Raw genomic sequence first — 18,681 nt, 5'->3', positions numbered from 1 at the left:
ATGACGGGGGAGGTCTCTAACAAGTGGACATTTTAAAAAAGATACAAGACCACCGGGAAAAAGAAGAGGAATTAAAGTGGGAAGGCACATTCGCAGAATACTTAGAGCTTTTGAAAGAGCGTCCTTTTTTGGCTCAATCGGCACATTCCCGCGTTTATAATATGATTAAAAATGCGGGTGTAGATGAAGGTCATGACCATAAGCGATATAAGTTCTTCGATCAGGATATATATGGCTTGGATGAAGCGATGGAAAAACTCGTAGAAGAATATTTCCACCCAGCGGCACGAAGGCTCGACGTGAGGAAGCGTATATTATTACTGATGGGACCGGTCAGTGGAGGGAAATCGACTCTGGTAAACTTGTTGAAGCGAGGGCTTGAAGCTTATTCTCATACTGATGATGGGGCTGTATTCGCCATTAAGGGATGTCCGATGCACGAAGACCCGCTTCACTTGATTCCACATCATTTGCGAGAGGACTTCCAGGAAGAGTATGGCATTCGTATCGAAGGCAGTTTATCCCCTTTGAATACGATGAGAGTGGAAACGGAGTATGGCGGCCGTATTGAAGATGTACTGGTCGAAAGAATCTTCTTCTCAGAGGATAAGCGTACAGGAATCGGAACATTCAGTCCTTCTGATCCAAAGTCACAGGATATTGCCGATTTGACGGGATCGATCGACTTCTCCACGATTGCCCAGTATGGATCTGAATCGGATCCTCGTGCTTATCGTTTTGATGGAGAGTTGAATAAAGCGAACCGTGGGATGATGGAATTCCAGGAAATGCTGAAATGTGATGAGAAGTTTTTGTGGCACCTGCTCAGTCTGACGCAGGAAGGAAACTTCAAAGCGGGCCGATTCGCCTTGATTTCAGCAGATGAATTGATCATAGCCCATACAAACGAAGCGGAATATCGCTCCTTCATCGCCAATAAGAAGAATGAAGCTCTTCATTCCCGTATGATCGTCATGCCAGTACCATATAACTTGAAAGTCAGCCAGGAAGAGCGAATCTATGAAAAAATGATCCGCGATAGTGATATCAGTGATGTCCATATTGCTCCTCATACACTGAGGGTTGCTGCGATGTTTACAATTCTCACTCGCCTGAAAGATTCGAAAAAAGCCCAAGTCGATGTTTTGAAGAAGATGAGATTGTATGATGGAGAGATCTTAGAAGGCTTCAGTGATGTCGATGTAGAGGAATTGAAGAAGGAGCATTCGGATGAAGGGATGAGCGGCATTGACCCTCGTTATGTAATCAACCGAATCTCTTCTACGATCATTAAAAAAGAACTGACATCCATTAACGCTCTGGATGTTCTACGATCCTTGAAGGATGGGCTGGGAAGCCACGCCTCCATCTCGGCTGAAGACAAAGAAAGATATTTGGACTTCATATCTCTTGCGAGAAAAGAATATGATGAAATCGCGAAGAAGGAAGTTCAGAAGGCCTTTGTGTATTCCTATGAAGAATCAGCCGTCACGTTGATGGACAATTATTTGGATAACGTCGAAGCATATTGTAATAAAGCGAAGCTCCGTGACCCTCTTACGGGTGAAGAACTGAATCCGGATGAGCGTTTGATGAGATCCATCGAAGAGCAGATCGGGGTATCGGAAAACGCCAAGAAAGCGTTCCGTGAAGAAATCCTGATCAGAATCTCTGCCTATGCCCGAAAAGGCAAGAAGTTTGATTACCAGTCCCACGAACGTCTGCGTGAAGCGATTCAGAAGAAACTGTTCGCAGATTTGAAGGATGTCGTGAAAATCACCACTTCCACCAAGACACCGGATGAGCAGCAGCTGAAGAAAATCAATGAAGTTGTAGCCACTCTCGTTGATGAACATGGCTATAATTCCAGTTCAGCCAATGAACTGCTCAAATATGTAGGAAGTTTGTTGAATCGATAATAAGGGAAAGGTGAACCACCCTCCGTATAGGAGGGTGGTTTCTTGTGATATAATGACAAAAAATGAAAGGGAGGTGGGACGATGACTAAAAGGTATTATTCAATTATTGATGTCGGATCCAACACGGTGCGTCTTGTCATTTATATGAGTGACAATGGTGGGCGGCTGCGTGAAATTGAAAACGTAAAAGTGGTAGCCCGGTTAAGAAATTACCTGATGGACGACGGGCGGTTATCCGACGAAGGTTTGGATGTACTGTTGAATACACTGAAGAGCTTCAAAGAAGTAGCGGATGTGTATACATTAGAAGAAAAAGTATGTGTAGCAACAGCAACGATCAGGCAGGCGGAAAACCAGGAACAGATCATTCATTCCGTATCTGAACAAACTGGTTTCGATATGCGCATCCTGTCTGAAAGTGAAGAAGCTTATTATGGGTACTTGGCTGTCGTCAACTCCACTCCAATTACCGAAGGTGTGACAGTGGATATCGGGGGCGGAAGTACGGAAATCACCTATTTCAAAGATCGAAAAATAATCGAGTCCCACAGTTTTCCGTTCGGAGCATTGACCCTGAAACGGGACTTTATTGAAAAAGACCTTCCCTCAGACAAGGAAATGTCAGAGTTGAGACATTACCTTACTTCACAATTCAAATCTCTTCCATGGCTCACCAATAAGGATGTCCCTTTGATCGGAATCGGTGGAGGAGCCCGTAACCTTGTGCAGATCGATCAAAACTTGAAGGAGTATCCTTTAGCTGGACTGCACCAATATAAAATGAAGGACAGCGACCTCGCTTTCATCAAAAATTACTTATTTACTCTATCTATGAAAAAACTGCAGAAAGTCGAAGGACTATCCAAAGATCGCGCCGATATCATCTTACCAGCTACAGAAGTTTTCCACACTTTGTACGACGTCATAAGAGCGGATGGTTTCATTCTCAGCCGGAAAGGATTGAGAGATGGAATTTTTTATGAACAATTGACGAAGGATATGGGAACGTCCGTATTTCCGAGCGTTCTTGAGGAAAGTATCCAAGAGTTGATTACCGATTATGATTTGAATATCAAACAAATTCATCACATCCAGCATCTTGCTCATCAGCTGTTCCATCGTTTACAGGAAAAGGGGATCGGTGGTCTCCGGAAAGAAGATTGGATGGAAGTGAAAAGAGCCAGTTACGTTTTCAATCTGGGTGAATATATCGACAGCGAAGCCAGTTATCAGCACACATTTTATTTACTGGCTAACCGGACGATTGACGGCCTGATGCATAAAGAGCGACTGAGGCTTGCATTGATGGCCTCTTTCAAAAATAAGACCGTTTACAAACAGTTCATGAATCCTTATAAAGATTGGTTTTTGAAAGAAGAACGAAAGAAACTGCGGCTTCTGGGGGCGCTTCTGAAGTTCTGCTACAGTCTTGACAGTACGAGAAGAAGAACCATAACCGATTTAGATGTCGATGTACAAAAAGAAGATATACAAGTCACTTGCTATTGTGATCACGAGTGGATGCCGGAGGAGTACCAGGCGGAAAAGCAAAAAAAGCATCTTGAAAAAGCTATAAAAAAAGGAGTCGAGCTTTCTTTTGTGAAGAATGGTCAATGGGGATAGGAATTCCGATGTGCAGTTCCCCTGTGACCGGCGGGAAAGTAACAAAATTGTGAAGGGGGAGTGCTTCCATGTCTTCAGAAAAAAATGAACGGGACTTGGGCAATCCGCTCTACTATAACAACCGTGAAATCAGCTGGCTCGGTTTCAATGAGCGGGTTTTGGATGAGTCAGTGGACAAGAGTAATCCGCTGTTGGAGAGGATGAAGTTTTTAGCCATTTGTTCATCCAACTTAGATGAATTCTTCATGGTACGTGTAGCGGGGTTGAAAGATCAAGTGAAAGCGGGGTTCAATAAGCCTGAAAACAAAGCAGGGATGACTCCGAAAGAGCAGCTCTACATGATTTCTTCCATCAATCATAAGCTGATCACCAAGCAGTATGAAATCTATCAGTCCATGCAGCAGGAGTTGAAGGATGAGAAAATTTCCATATTATCAATGGAAGATTTGACAGAAGAGCAGATCATATATCTTGAACAGTATTTTGATGAGCATATCTTCCCTGTGTTGACGCCGATGGCCATCGATGCCTATCGTCCATTCCCGATGTTATTGAATAAATCCATCAATCTGGCGGTCGTCATCAAGGATGCTTTAGACCTTACTGATCAAGTGAAAAAAACAGCAATCGTGCAAGTTCCCGGGGTGCTGGATCGATTCATCCCTCTCAATCAGGATAACACCTATGAATACGTGCTATTGGAAGATGTGATCAGTCATTTCATCCAAAAGCTTTTCAAAGGATATTCGGTCCATTCCATCACAGAGTTCCGTATTACAAGAAATGCAGACATGACCATCCATGAGGAAGGAGCACGCGACCTTCTTAAGGAAATAGAGAAAGAGTTGAAGAAAAGAAAATGGGGGGCTGCCGTCCGCCTTGAAGTCCGGGAGGAAAAGTACGATCAAAAAGTCGTCCATTTCCTGCTGAGGGTCCTGGAGATTCATAAAGACGACTTATATTTAATCGGTGGTCCACTCGACCTTACTTTTTTATTTGGTTTCCATAAAAAACTTGCCGGTTTTAAAGATTATCTCATATACGAAAAGCTGATCCCGCAGCCGCCGAGAGATTTGGAAGGGAACGAGGATATTTTCGAGACAGCTAAGGAGAAAGACATCTTTCTGCACCATCCATACGAATCTTTTGAACCCGTGGTGGATTTAGTCGCTGATGCAGCAGAAGATCCTTATGTTCTTGCCATCAAACAGACGCTGTATCGTGTCAGTGGAGGGTCGCCCATAATCGAAGCTTTGAAAAAGGCGGCTGAAAATGGAAAGCAGGTTACAGTATTAGTAGAATTGAAAGCTCGTTTTGATGAAGAGAAAAATGTCCAATGGGCTAAAGAACTGGAGAAAGCAGGCTGTCATGTCATCTATGGGATGACTTATTTGAAGACTCATAGCAAAATAACACTGATTGTGAGAAAAGAACATGGGGAAATTGAGCGTTTCGTTCATCTCGGAACAGGGAATTATAATGACCAGACAGCTACGCTGTACACTGATATGGGAATAATCACCTCCAAGAGAGAGATTGGTATTGATGCCACTGATTTTTTCAACTACTTAAGTGGATTCACTGAAAAACCTCATTTTCATCATTTAACTATGGCCCCATTTGAAATACGGGATAAATTCATCCAGTACATCGAACGGGAAATTCATAACCAAAAGCAGTATGGAAATGGCCACATCATTGCAAAAATGAATTCCTTGACGGATAAGAGTTTGATCATGAAGTTCTATGAAGCTTCTCAAGCCGGGGTGAAAATCGACCTGATCGTACGTGGAATCTGCTGCCTCCGTCCTGGAATACCAGGAGTCAGTGACCATATACGAGTCATCAGCATCGTAGGCAGGTTTTTAGAACACAGCAGGATTTACTACTTCCATGATAATGGGAAGGACTCTCTCTTCTTATCATCTGCCGACATGATGACGAGAAATATGGTTAAACGTGTCGAACTTCTTTTTCCTGTTTTTGATTCCGACCATAAAAACAGGCTGAAAGAAATACTTTCCATCATGCTTAAGGACAACGTGAAAGCCCGTGAGCAGCAGGGAGATGGTACTTATCGTTATGTACAACCCACAGAGGGTGACCGGAAAATCAACAGTCAGCTGCTGATTTTTGACAAGGCTTACAGGGTTCTTGAGGACGAAGAATAGATTTTTGTCGCTTTAAAGGAAAAAAGTTATATTGACGTACCAACTGGTGCGTCTTTATTGTTATAATAATGGCAATACTGGAAATATGAAAAAATAAGCGAAAATTGTTGAATACGTAAGCGTTTCAATTCTATAATAGTAGATGGACTTGGAAACGTTTTCGAAGAAATAATAGCCAATTACTGCTTGGGGGTATAACACGTGTCTAATCAAGGCTCCAATGAAAGATTTTGGGAAAACTTCCATGGCCCCAACATGGGGTATATCGAAGAACAATATGAACAATTTGAAAACGATCCTAGTGCTGTCGATCCTTCATTGAAAGAAATGTTTGAAGAGCACGGCGCACCAGATTGGATGAAAGCAGCTGCACCGGAAAAATCAAACGGTGTCGCTTCAACGTCTGAAAAAGATATTACAAAAGTGACCTCAGCATTGAAACTTGTTGAGGCTATTCGTCGTCATGGTCATTTGAGGGCAAGTATTTATGCTGTCGGAAATGATGAGAGGCCGAGCACGAACCTGCTTGACTTGGAAACCTATTCTCTGACAGAAAAAGATCTGGAAAACATTCCTGCCTCCTGGGTGTGGCCTGAAGCACCTAAGAACTTAACAAACGCGCTTCAGGTTGTTGAAACACTGAAGGAAAGATATGCAGGAAACATAGCTTTCGAATTCGATCATGTCCATAATGAAGATGAAAGAAAATGGCTGCAAAACAAGGTTGATATGGGGTCATTCCATGTCTCTTTGAGTAATGATGAGAAGAAGCAGCTATTGCAAAGGTTAGCTGAAGTGGAAGGTTTCGAAAACTTCCTTGCGAAAACTTTTGTCGCTCAAAAACGCTTTTCTATCGAGGGGCTTGATGTGATGGTGCCGATGCTCGATCATATTGTAAGATCTGCTTCCCAAGATAAGATTAAACATATCATGATGGGGATGGCCCACCGCGGACGCCTCAACGTTCTGGCGCACGTATTAGGTAAGCCGTATGACCGGATTTTCTCTGAATTCCACCATTCACCTGATAAGGAACTTGTTCCTTCAGAAGGTTCCACCGGTATCAACTACGGGTGGACAGGAGATGTGAAATATCACTTCGGAGCTCAGAAAGAAATCGAGAATGGAGAACAAACGGCTACCCGCGTGACCTTGAGTCATAACCCATCTCACCTGGAATACGTAAATCCGGTAGTCGAAGGGTTTACTCGTGCGGCTCAAGATGACCGTACTAGTGCAGGGTATGCCGAAATGGATGAAGATAAAGCATTCGGTTTACTCATACACGGGGATGCAGCGTTCATCGGTGAAGGTGTTGTAGCTGAGACATTGAATATGAGTGATCTTCCTGGTTATCGTACAGGAGGTACCGTTCATATCATCGCCAACAACCTCGTCGGTTTCACCACCAACCGTAAACATGGTCGATCCACCCGCTACGCGAGTGATTTGTCCAAAGGGTTTGAAATTCCTGTCATTCACGTTAACGCAGATGATCCGATTTCCTGTATGTCTGCGATGGCTCTTGCTTATGAATATCGCCAGGAATTCCATAAAGATATTTTGATCGACTTGATCGGTTACCGCCGTTATGGTCATAACGAAATGGATGAACCTCGGGCTACACAGCCGAAACTTTATGCGGAAATCGATAATCATCCTACAGTAGCAGCTCTATTCGAAGAGCAACTCCGGGGTGAGTCCGTTGTCGAAGAGGGAGCACTGGATAAGATAAAAGAAGAAAATGAGAAAAAGCTTCGTGAAATCTATAACAATATGAGTGAACATGAAGCGAATTCTCCTGATGTAAAAGATCGCCCAAGCGGAGTCGAACGTCCATTGGATTCAATTGAAACAGCCATCGACATCGACAGGCTGCGCAGCTTGAATGAAGGCATGCTTAAGCGCCCTGAAGGCTTCAATGGATTCAAGAAGCTTGAAAAAATCCTTCAACGTCGAAGCAATATGCTGGATGATGGTCAGAAAGTCGATTGGGCCACAGCAGAAGCCTTAGCCTTCGCTTCTATTTTAGAAGACGGGAAGCCGATTCGTATAACAGGCCAGGATACGGAACGCGGGACATTCGCTCACCGTCACCTTGTTCTTCACGATGTAAAAACAGGAGAGACATATTGCCCGCTTCACGGGTTAGAGCAGGCGAACGCTTCTTTCGATATCCATAACAGTCCGCTTTCTGAAGCGGGAGTCATCGGATTTGAATATGGTTACAGCGTTCAGGCTCCCGAAGGGCTTGTCATTTGGGAAGCACAGTTCGGAGACTTCGCCAACGCTGGTCAGGTCATTTTCGACCAATTCGTATCTGCCGGCCGTGCCAAGTGGGGAGAGAAGTCCAATATGGTCTTTTTACTACCGCACGGTTACGAGGGACAAGGACCAGAGCACTCCAGTGCACGCTTAGAGCGATTCCTACAGTTGGCTGCAGAAAATAACTGGACGGTAGCAAACGTCACTTCTTCGGCTCAATATTTCCACTTATTGAGAAGACAGGCGGCGATCAGTAATGAAGAAGAGGCACGACCACTTGTATTGATGACACCGAAAAGCCTGCTGAGAAACCAAAGAGTCGCGGTTGAGGGAAGTCGATTCAGTGAAGGGAAATTCGAATCCTTAATGAAGCAGCCCGGCTTATCTAAGGATAAAGATAAAGAAAAAGTGAAGTCGTTGTTATTAGGAAGCGGGAAAATCATGGTCGATATCGAAGATACTGTAGAGAAATCGGAGGAGTCCTTCGAAACGATCGATGCAGTGAGGGTCGAACAAATTTATCCGTTCCCTGAAGAGAAGCTTGCAAAAATGTTAGAGGAGTACCCGAACCTGGAAGAATTGGTATGGGTACAGGAAGAACCTCAAAACATGGGCAGCTGGTACTTTGTTGAAGGTATTCTTCACAAATTGCTGAAAGACGGCCAAATTCACAGATATGTAGGTAGACCGCACCGTGCTTCTCCTTCCGTTGGAGAACCTAACATCCATAAAACAGAGCAGAATCGCATCATACACGAAGCGCTACAGATGTCTAAAGGAGGAAATTCACATGAAGGAAATTAAGGTGCCTGAATTAGCTGAATCCATCACAGAGGGTACTATAGCAGAATGGCTGGTAAAAAAAGGGGATCAAGTGAAAAAGGGCGATCCCATTTTAGAATTAGAAACTGATAAAGTAAACGTCGAAGTGAATGCTGATGCAAGCGGCGTAATTTCCGAATTGATGAAAGAAGAAGGAGATGACGTCGAAGTCGGAGATGTCATCGCTACTGTAGATGAGAATGGCGAGGCTGGAGGCTCAGAAGACGATTCTTCTCAGGAAGAGGAAGAAGAAAAGTCAGAGCCGAAACAAGATGAGCCGAAAAAGCAGCAAGAAACAGAGGAGAAAGAAGAAGATAAAGATTCTTCCAAGCAACAGTCTTCTTCTGATGACAAACAAAAAGATGTCGTTGCCACTCCTGCCGCACGTAAGCGCGCACGTGAATTAGGCATTGATTTGAGTGAGATTTCTGCTCGCGACCCACTTGGCCGCATCCGTCCTGAAGATGTAGAAGCAGCATCAAAAGGTGGTTCTCAAAAAGAGGAGAAGAAAGAAGCTCCTAAGAAAGAGAAGAAGAAAGAACAGAACAATGAAAAAACAGAATTCGATAAGCCGGTGGAGCGCATCAAAATGTCCCGCCGTCGTCAGACAATCGCTAAGCGTCTTGTAGATGCACAGCAAAACTCCGCGATGTTGACGACATTCAACGAAGTGGATATGACAAATGTCATGAAGCTTCGCAGCGAAAGAAAAGAGTCTTTCCAGAAGAAGCATGATATCAAGCTTGGATTCATGTCCTTCTTTACGAAAGCAGCTGTCGGTGCATTGAAAGAGTTCCCATTGATCAATGCAGAAATTCAAGGCAACGAAATTGTGAAGAAGAAGTTCTATGATATCGGGATGGCTGTTTCAACAGATGATGGATTGGTTGTTCCGGTCGTACGTGATGCGGACCGTCTGGATTTTGCCGGTATTGAAAAAGGGATTGCAGATTTAGCGACAAAAGCTCGTAACAAAGAGCTTCAGCTTGAAGATCTGCAAGGCGGATCCTTCACTATCACGAACGGAGGAATCTTCGGATCCATGCTTTCAACTCCGATCCTGAATTCCCCGCAAGTAGGTATTCTTGGATTACACAATATTGAAAAACGCGCGAAAGTCATGCCGGATGATACGATTCAAGCTCGTCCGATGATGTACATTGCCCTCTCTTATGACCACCGTATCGTGGATGGGAAAGAGGCTGTTCAATTCCTGCGTAGAATCAAAGAAATGATTGAAGATCCTTATGATCTTTTATTAGAAGGATAATGATCAGTAAGCCTGCCGGATGTACTCTGGCAGGCTTTTTTCATTAAGGTTCTTTAAAAATGGCTCGGTTAAAGTCTGTTGTTGATATTTTAAACATTTATTAAATAGTTCCCGTCTGTGATTAGACGTCCGGTCCGTTATTTACTCAGAGTATGGGATGTCAGGGAAAACAGTCCGCTTTCCGCGGGGAACGCTTTAGTCTCCTTGAACTTCGTTCTCCGGGGTCTCACCTGGTTCCTTTGTCCCGCAGGAGTCTACCTGTTTTCCCTGACATCCCGTTCGTAGTTGGTGTAACGGACTTCGATTATGGTCTTTGCCACCCTTCTACTTTGAAGAGGCGGCCTTTTAGAATGGCGAGACTCCTGTGGGATGAAGGTACATCGTGAGACCCCGGAAGGCGCACCCTGAGGAGGCTCACGGTACCCCACGGAAAGGGAGTCATTCTAAAAAGCCGCCTCCTACAAATTCCAGGACAGAAAGAGCTGTTATAAGCTCAAATGTGAAATAACAACACCAAGCAATAACTGAGCTTTAAAAATAGAATTATTGACCAGCGTAATTACAGAGCAAATAAACTTTCAGATTAAGTTCAATAGGGGGATACCTCCAGGTGATTGGAGTAGGCAGATCACCAAATAAAGTCACCTATCAATGCGATTGTATTCCGTAAACTCATGAAAAGTGATGGGTCGTTTCATCATTTATTGAAATAAAGCACACATATTCTAATATCTTTCATCCATTTACATGGACCTGCATACGATAGAGTAATACTCGATTAGGAGGGAGAAAATATATGGATGAAGAGATGAGTTTTGTTATCGCCGAAGACGACTGGTCCCTCCATCGGAAAGGCTATGACGATCAACGGCGACATCAAGAGAAAGTCAAAGATGCGATGAATAAACAGTTGCCAGATTTGATTACTGAAGAGAATATTGTGATGTCGAATGGAAAGCGAGTCGTCAAAATCCCGATACGTTCGCTGGATGAATATAAAATACGTTATAACTATGAAAAGAACAAACACGCAGGGCAGGGAGACGGAGATAGTCAGGTCGGAGATGTCGTTGCACAAGCACCTAAACAAAAAGGAAAGCCTGGAGATGGAGACGGAGCCGGCGACCAAGCTGGTGAAGACTACTATGAAGCTGAAGTTTCTCTGGCTGAACTGGAGGAAGCTTTATTCAAAGAGTTGACCTTGCCGAACTTGGATGAAAAAGAGAAAGATAATATCATTCATACGGACATTGAATTCAGTGATATCAGAAAGACTGGATTGACTGGAAATATCGATAAGAAACGAACGATGTTAGAAGCCTATAAGCGAAATGCATTAAGTGGAGAATCTTCGTTCGCACCAATTTACCCGGAAGATATCCGTTTCAAAACATGGAATGAGAAAACCAAACCCCACTCAAAAGCTGTCGTCATCGCTATGATGGATACTAGTGGATCGATGGGGCAGTGGGAAAAGTATATGGCCCGCAGTTTCTTCTTCTGGATGAACCGCTTCTTACGTAAAAACTATGAAACGGTCGAAGTAGAATTTGTCGCCCACCATACGCAGGCGAAGGTGGTAAGCGAAGACGACTTCTTCTCCAAAGGGGAGAGTGGAGGAACGATCTGTTCTTCTGCATATAGAAAAGCACTTGAACTGATTCATACTAAATATTCACCAGAAAGATACAACATTTATCCTTTCCACTTCTCTGATGGGGATAACCTGACTTCAGATAACAAACGGTGTCTGGCATTGATAGAAGAATTGATAGAAGTTTCACAAATGTTCGGCTATGGGGAAGTGAACCAATATAACCGCTCCTCAAGCTTGATGCAAGCCTACAAATCTATTGACCATCCTAAATTCCGTCACTATATTTTAAGACGAAAAGCAGATGTCTTCCACGCCATGAAAGAATTTTTCAGTGAAGAAGGTTCAAAGGAAGTTCTGAGTTAGAGGAAAGGGTCAAGTGCCTAGGCATATCTTGGCTCTTTTTTTTTGTGCTTCTATAAGTTGAATTAATACATGCCTTCCTTTCAGCTTGCTATAATAAAAGGAGCAGGTTTACAAAGGGGCTAGAAAAATGATCCAAGAACTTTTAGAATCCAATCAATTCATTATGCTTGTTGCTTTGTTACTGATTGTAAGTATCGTAGTAACGAAATTCTCCACACGCCTTGGTGTTCCTTCTCTCGTTTTGTTTATCGGGGTAGGGATGCTTGTCGGAAGTGACGGGCTGGGGTTCATTTATTTTGATAACCCTGAAATTGCCCAGTTGATCGGTGTATTTGCACTGATTGTCATCCTCTTCGAGGGTGGTATGCAGACGAAATGGAGGGATATCCGTTCGGTCATTGCACCTTCCATTTCAATGGCTACAGTGGGGGTGGTATTGACAACCGGAATTGTCGCCATCGCTTCGAAATACATACTGCAACTCTCATGGGTGGAAGCGATGCTCGTAGGTGCCATTGTCGGTTCGACGGATGCTGCCGCTACGTTTGCCGTACTCAAAGGGAAAAATATCAGAGGGAAGCTTGAAGCGACGTTGGAAGCGGAATCAGGAACCAACGATCCGATGGCTGTTTTTCTGACGATCACTTTCATCCAATTGCTGACCACCTCAGAAGCCAATTTTCTTCTTATGACAGGAAAATTCTTTTGGCAGATGGGGGCAGGATTCCTGATCGGAGCCTTGATCGGGTATCTCGGGAGCTTCGCATTGAATCGAATCAACCTTGATTCGAGTGGGCTGTACCCATTATTTGCGTTAGGTTTCGCTTTTTTAGCGTATAGTACAAGTTCATTATTACAAGCGAGTGGCTTACTATCTGTTTATGTAGCTGCTGTTTTAATCGGGAATGCGGAATTGGCGTACCGGTATTCAATTTTAAGGTTCCATGAAGGGTTCGGGTGGATGGCGCAGATATTGATGTTCATCATCTTGGGGCTGTTCGTCTTTCCGACAGAGGTCTTTACATTACCTGTCATGATCAAAGGGCTGTTGATCGCTCTGGTTCTTATATTGATCGCCCGTCCGATAGCGACCTACTTAAGTCTTCTCGGTTTTTCATTCACGAATAAAGAAAAGCTTTTCCTGTCATGGGCTGGATTAAGAGGGGCTGTACCGATCGTTTTGGCTCTGTTTCCTATGATGGCAGGACTGGAAAACAGTCAGGTCATTTTTAACGTCGTGTTCTTTATTGTATTGACATCCGCACTTGTGCAGGGCTCATCGATCAACTGGGTGGCTGAGAGGTTTAATCTTGTCTCTGATAAATTGACGAATCCGATCCACTCTCTGGAACTCATTTCGATAGGGAAAGCGAATGTTGAAATGATGGAGTTCGATGTCATGGAGAGCAACCAAATTGTCGGGCAGACCTTGGAAAACATTGAACTGCCGGATCGAGCGTTGATCAATGCGATCATTCGTGACGGAGACGTTATCACCCCATATGGTCAGACTGAAATCAAAACGGGGGATACACTTTACATTTTAGTTTCAAGAAAAAGTAAAAAGGAAGTCAAGCGGCTTCTAGAAGCTGTTGTAGATCACGAAACTGAATACGAAAAAAGCCGAGCTTAAACCAGCTCGGCTTTTTTCGTAGCAGCTATGATATTTTGGGTGGTTCAGTATGATATGAAGATTACATTTATTATTATAGGGAATAGGAATATATTTGTAAACCTTTATGGTGCAAAACATGATATATTTACTAGAACCATCTATGAAATCTATACGTTTTTCTATAGAACGGGAACAGTATGGTATCCTAATACAATGAAGAGGTTAAGGAGGGTTTAGTGTTGAATAGAAAAATTGGATTTATCGGTTGTGGGAACATGGGCCAGGCCATGATTCAGGGAATGATCGATGCGGGAGTTGTAAAAGCAGAGGACATTTCTGCTACCGCATTGTCTGATGAAACGATCGATTTTGTCAGTGATGAATATGGCATTGAGGTTTCCACCGACAATAAAGGGGTAGCGAGAGAAAGTGACCTATTATTCTTAGCGGTCAAGCCGTATATATATAGAGGGGTCATTCAGGAGATCAAATCAGAGGTTTCCGATGATACGGTTGTGATTACAATAGCGGCCGGCATTACGCTGGATGCGATCAAAGAATCGTTCGGTAAAAGTGTCAAAGTCATCCGCTCTATGCCGAATACTCCATCCCTTGTCGGGGCTGGTATGAGTGCATTGTGTCCGAATGATTTTGTGACGGAAGAAGAATTATCAGACGTATTGGAACTGTTCAAAAGCTTCGGTGAAGCAGAAGTCATTGAAGAAAGATTGATGGATGCGGTACCTGCCGTTAGTGGGTCTTCACCAGCATTCGTATATATGTTTATAGAAGCGATGGCGGATACGGCTGTACAGCAGGGCTTTCCTAGAGACAAAGCCTACAAAATGGTTTCACAAACCGTTATGGGAGCTGCCAAAATGGTGTTGGAAACAGGAAGACACCCTGCTGAACTTAAAGATGCCGTATGTACGCCTGGAGGCACGACGATTGAAGGTGTCACAACCCTGGAGCAGTCCGGGATGCGCAGTTCCGTCATCCAGGCGATGAATGCGTGTACAAACTTATCGAAAAAATTATCCAAAGGTGAATAATGATTAACACTAAGAGCCGGACATGAACTCCATGTCTGGTTTTACTGGTCTACAAGTCTTCATTTACAAGTGGACTTTTTTTCAATTGGCTCTGTTATTGTTTGGTGTTGTTATTTCACATGTGAGCTCATATCAGCTCTTTCTGTCCTGGAATTTGTATGAGGCGGCCTTTTAGAATGACTCCCTTTCCGTGGGGTACCGTGAGCCTCCTCAGGCTGCGCCTTCCGGGGTCTCACGATGTACCTATATCCCACAGGAGTCTCGCCATTCTAAAAGGCCGCCTCTTCAAAGTAGAAGAGTTAGAAAGATCACAACCGAAATCCGTTACACCAACAACGAACAGGATGGCAGGGAAAAAAGGTAGACTCCTGCGGGAAAAAGGAACAAGGTGAGACCCCGGAGAACGAAGTTCGAGGAGACTCAAGCGTTCCCCGCGGAAAGCGGACTGTTTTCCCTGCCATCCCATGCTCTGAGTAAATAACGGACCGAACACCTAATCCCAGACAGGGACTATTATATCAACAATAGGCTTTAACAGAGCCTTTCAAATTAAGGAGGTTGAATGGTTTGGAACCTTCAAAAAGGATTTCACAGCGTGCATTGACGCTTTGGAGGATTTACGGGGTGATTTACACAAGTGTTACGCTGCTACTCACCATCGGGGGGATCATTCTTGTGATCCTCTTTGACTGGCCTTGGTGGTTGATCGCTATAGCTGCAGCTATTTTGGTTTTGGAAACGGTATTTCTCATCTGGCTGATTCCGAGTATCCGTTGGAAACGATGGCGCTATGAAGTGACTGAGCAGGATATTGAACTGCAGCATGGACTTTTCATCATCACACGCACGCTCGTTCCAATGGTTCGTGTACAGCATGTGGATACAGAACAGGGACCTTTGCTCCGGAAATTCAAACTTTCCACGATCAGCATTTCTACAGCTGCCACCGTACATGAAATTCCAGCACTCGATGAAGAGGAAGCAGAACATTTGAGGCAGTCGATCTCATCCTTTGCAAGGGTGGCAGAAGAAGATGTATAAACCGAGGAAGTTACATCCCATTTCTGCAATCATCAATTTTATGAAAAGCTTAAAAGATGCGATTTTTCCTTTGATCATCGTTTTCTTATTCAACGGGAATATGTTCAGGGGAGATGTGGAATGGATCCCGTTGTTGATCTGGGCCGGTGCGCTCCTCTTGATTTTATCTTTCGGAGTGATCCGGTGGCTTAGATTCAGGTATTGGTTGGAAGACGGGGAACTGCGAATAGAGTATGGATTGATTTTTCGAAAAAAGCGTTATATTCCAATAGACCGCATCCAGAGTTTGAATTTTTCAGAAGGAATTTTTCACCGCCCATTCCAATTGGTGAAAGTGACTGTCGAGACCGCTGGTTCTACGGGTAATCAACAAGCGGAAGCTGAACTTACAGCAATTTCCCGCATGGAAGCCGATCAGCTGGAAGGGCTGATATTTGATGTTAAAAACCATGGGAAAGGAACAGAAGCAGGGGAGGATGAAGCCCCTCAGCAGCCAGAGAGAACGAAAGTGTTTGAAATGAGGAACAAGGATTTAGTACTCATGGCGGTTACATCAGGTGGCGCCGGTGTCGTTTTATCAGGAGTCGGGTTTTTCTTTTCGCAGATTCTGGATATCCTTCCTGTCGGAGTCATATATGAAGAAGTATTGAATTGGATCAAAATCGGCGTGCTGGTGGTTGCTGCTGCAATCTTTGTGATCGTCCTGGTCGCTTATGGAATATCCATACTACTTACGATGCTCCGGTATGCACGCTTTACCGTGTTATTGGATGGAGAAGATCTGGTCATCACGAGAGGATGGCTTGAAAAGAAACAGATGACGATCCCGCTGAACCGGATTCAAGGTATTCGGATTGATGAAAATTGGATCAGGCAGCCGCTTGGGTATGCATCGGTAACGTTGATCAGTGCAGGTGGGTCCATCCAGAAGGAAGCAGAGCAGCAGCTGCGTCTTCTCCCAATGATAAAAAAAACGGAAATCCCACACGTCCTGAAAAATGTATTGAAAGATTACAAAATCGATGTGGAATACAATAGACTACCTGCCAGGGCAAAAATAAGGTATATGATCCGTTCTTCATGGTTTGCCTGGGCCGCCTGCATTCCCGTGTCGTATTTCTTCTATCCTTATGGACTTCTTTCCATTTTTGCAGCTTTAGGCTTTACCGGGATAGGCTGGCTTTCGTACCGTGATGCAGGCTGGAATTTATCTGGCCAACAACTCTCGTTGAAGAGCCGGTCCTTCATCAAGCAAACGTTCATCATGAAAAAATACAGGATTCAATCCACATATTTAAACCAAAGCGTGTTGCAGCGAAGAGCGCATCTTAAAAGCCTGCTTGTGGCATTGAAGTCAGGGGCAGGAACTGTTGTTGCTCCCTGTCTTTATATGGATCAGAAAGATGCCGAACATATTCTGAATTGGTACCGTCCTTATTCATGATTAATGGAAAAGAGGTCTGACATCTCCCGTCAGCCTCTTTTTTTTGAGTGTAAAACACTAAAATACGAACATTTAATTAAAAAGTATTGATTTTTGTTCGTGAAACACCTATCATGAGTATCGGTGTTATTAACGTATGAAAGACAGGTGAGAAACTTGAACCATCTATTTCAATTAGAAAAAAACAATACTACATTAAAAACTGAAATACTTGCCGGGATTACGACATTTTTGACTATGGTATACATAGTCGTAGTCAATCCGGCGATACTCTCAAATGCCGGGGTTCCTTTCGATCAAGTGTTCATGGCTACAATCATCGCAGCCGTTGTGGGTACATTGATTATGGCTTTTGCCGCTAATTATCCGATTGCGATCGCTCCGGGGATGGGGATGAATGCTTATTTTGTGACTGAAGTGGTACAGCAGGATGTCAGTTATTCTGTCATTTTGGGAACTGTTTTCCTCGCTGGGATCTTATTCGTAATTTTGAGTTTAACGAGTTTAAGGGAAACGTTGATTACTGCCATTCCTGCTTCTTTGAAGTATGGGATTACGTCAGGGATCGGACTTTTCATTGCTTTTCTCGGACTCCGTATGTCAGGAATCATCGTTTCAAGTGAGGCGACTTTGGTTACACTGGGAGACCTTTCAACTCCCGGGACACTGCTTACAGTTGCAGGCCTGCTCATAACGTTGAGCTTGATTGCTAGAAAAGTGACGGGTGGATTATTTATCGGAATGTTGATTACGGCAGTGATTGGATTCTTTACAGGACAATTGGAAATAACAAAAGTCGTTTCCGCGCCTCCTGCCCCTGTGTTCTGGGACATGGATTTGGGTGGAGTGTTTGCGAATGGACTTTACACGGTCGTTTTCGCTTTTTTACTTGTCACGATTTTTGATACGACAGGGACGATGATCGGAGTGGCTGAACAGGCGGGATTCATTCGAAAGGATGGAAGCCTTCCACGTGCCCGGGCAGCCCTGATGGCTGATGCGTCAGCCACAACTGTAGGTGCCATGTTCGGGACCAGCCCATCATCGGCATATATCGAGTCATCTTCAGGGGTTGCGGCAGGAGGACGTACAGGATTGACAACAATTGTTGTTGCCGTTTTGTTCATCATCTCTATGTTCTTTGCGCCGATTGTCGGAGCGGTATCCGGTCTACCGGCCATCACAGCGCCCGTTTTGATCATTGTCGGATGCTTTATGATGGAAGGGCTTGCTAAAGTGAACTGGGGAGCTTTCGATGATGCTTTTCCGGCTTTCATCATCATCTTGACGATGCCGCTTACGTCCAGCATAGCTACTGGAATTTCTTTAGGGTTCATTACGTATCCTATTTTGAAGCTGGTTATGGGCAGAGGAAAACAGGTTCACTGGATTCTTTATTTATTCGCAATCATCTTCATCCTGCAAATGATATTCTTCCCTGCACATTAATATAAAAGATAACCACAGCCACCGGCTGTGGTTTTTTCATTTTTATGGAA

11 protein-coding genes are annotated in these 18,681 nt (G+C 44.0%); all 11 read left to right on the top strand.

Annotation, left to right across the window (positions count from 1 at the left end; genetic code table 11):
- The first annotated feature begins 23 nt into the window (after positions 1-23).
- The 11 genes from LCL89_RS07910 (at position 24) to LCL89_RS07860 (ending at position 18,631) form a co-directional block, all read left to right on the top strand.
- Complete coding sequence (locus LCL89_RS07910) at positions 24-1,919, top strand: PrkA family serine protein kinase (RefSeq protein ID WP_224809449.1); 1,896 nt, start codon at positions 24-26, stop codon at positions 1,917-1,919.
- 81 nt (positions 1,920-2,000) lie between these two features.
- A complete protein-coding gene (locus LCL89_RS07905) occupies positions 2,001-3,542 on the top strand; it encodes a Ppx/GppA family phosphatase (RefSeq protein WP_224809446.1) in 1,542 nt (513 codons plus the stop codon).
- A 68-nt stretch (positions 3,543-3,610) separates the two neighbouring features.
- Positions 3,611-5,713 (top strand): RNA degradosome polyphosphate kinase, encoded by a 2,103-nt coding sequence (locus LCL89_RS07900; protein WP_224809444.1) that lies wholly within the window; start codon positions 3,611-3,613, stop codon positions 5,711-5,713.
- Between the two features lie 201 nt (positions 5,714-5,914).
- A complete protein-coding gene (locus LCL89_RS07895) occupies positions 5,915-8,782 on the top strand; it encodes a 2-oxoglutarate dehydrogenase E1 component (RefSeq protein ID WP_224809442.1) in 2,868 nt (955 codons plus the stop codon).
- Complete coding sequence (gene odhB / locus LCL89_RS07890) at positions 8,769-10,070, top strand: 2-oxoglutarate dehydrogenase complex dihydrolipoyllysine-residue succinyltransferase (RefSeq protein WP_224809440.1); 1,302 nt, start codon at positions 8,769-8,771, stop codon at positions 10,068-10,070. Before LCL89_RS07895 ends, odhB begins: the two co-directional genes overlap by 14 nt.
- Before the next feature lie 796 nt (positions 10,071-10,866).
- Positions 10,867-12,030 carry a sporulation protein YhbH gene (gene yhbH / locus LCL89_RS07885; protein ID WP_224809438.1) on the top strand — a complete coding sequence of 388 codons (1,164 nt, stop codon included), beginning with the start codon at positions 10,867-10,869 and terminating at the stop codon, positions 12,028-12,030.
- A 127-nt stretch (positions 12,031-12,157) separates the two neighbouring features.
- A complete protein-coding gene (locus LCL89_RS07880) occupies positions 12,158-13,663 on the top strand; it encodes a potassium/proton antiporter (protein ID WP_224809436.1) in 1,506 nt (501 codons plus the stop codon).
- A gap of 221 nt (positions 13,664-13,884) precedes the next feature.
- Positions 13,885-14,697: a pyrroline-5-carboxylate reductase gene (gene proC, locus LCL89_RS07875; protein WP_224809433.1), complete on the top strand. Its 813-nt coding sequence runs from the start codon at positions 13,885-13,887 to the stop codon at positions 14,695-14,697.
- A gap of 558 nt (positions 14,698-15,255) precedes the next feature.
- Positions 15,256-15,738 (top strand): PH domain-containing protein, encoded by a 483-nt coding sequence (locus LCL89_RS07870; RefSeq protein WP_224809431.1) that lies wholly within the window; start codon positions 15,256-15,258, stop codon positions 15,736-15,738.
- 40 nt (positions 15,739-15,778) lie between these two features.
- Entirely contained in the window at positions 15,779-17,182 is a 1,404-nt protein-coding gene (locus LCL89_RS07865; protein WP_224809430.1) for a PH domain-containing protein, read from the top strand.
- Between the two features lie 156 nt (positions 17,183-17,338).
- Positions 17,339-18,631, top strand: a complete 1,293-nt coding sequence (locus LCL89_RS07860) for an NCS2 family permease (protein ID WP_224809417.1) — start codon at positions 17,339-17,341, stop codon at positions 18,629-18,631.
- The last annotated feature ends 50 nt before the right edge of the window (positions 18,632-18,681 follow it).

Origin of the sequence: Halobacillus yeomjeoni (genome assembly GCF_020171525.1) — a bacterium.
Taxonomy (GTDB): domain Bacteria; phylum Bacillota; class Bacilli; order Bacillales; family Halobacillaceae; genus Halobacillus; species Halobacillus yeomjeoni.
Note: the sequence above shows the minus strand (reverse complement) of the source record. Positions and strands in the feature narration are given on the sequence as shown.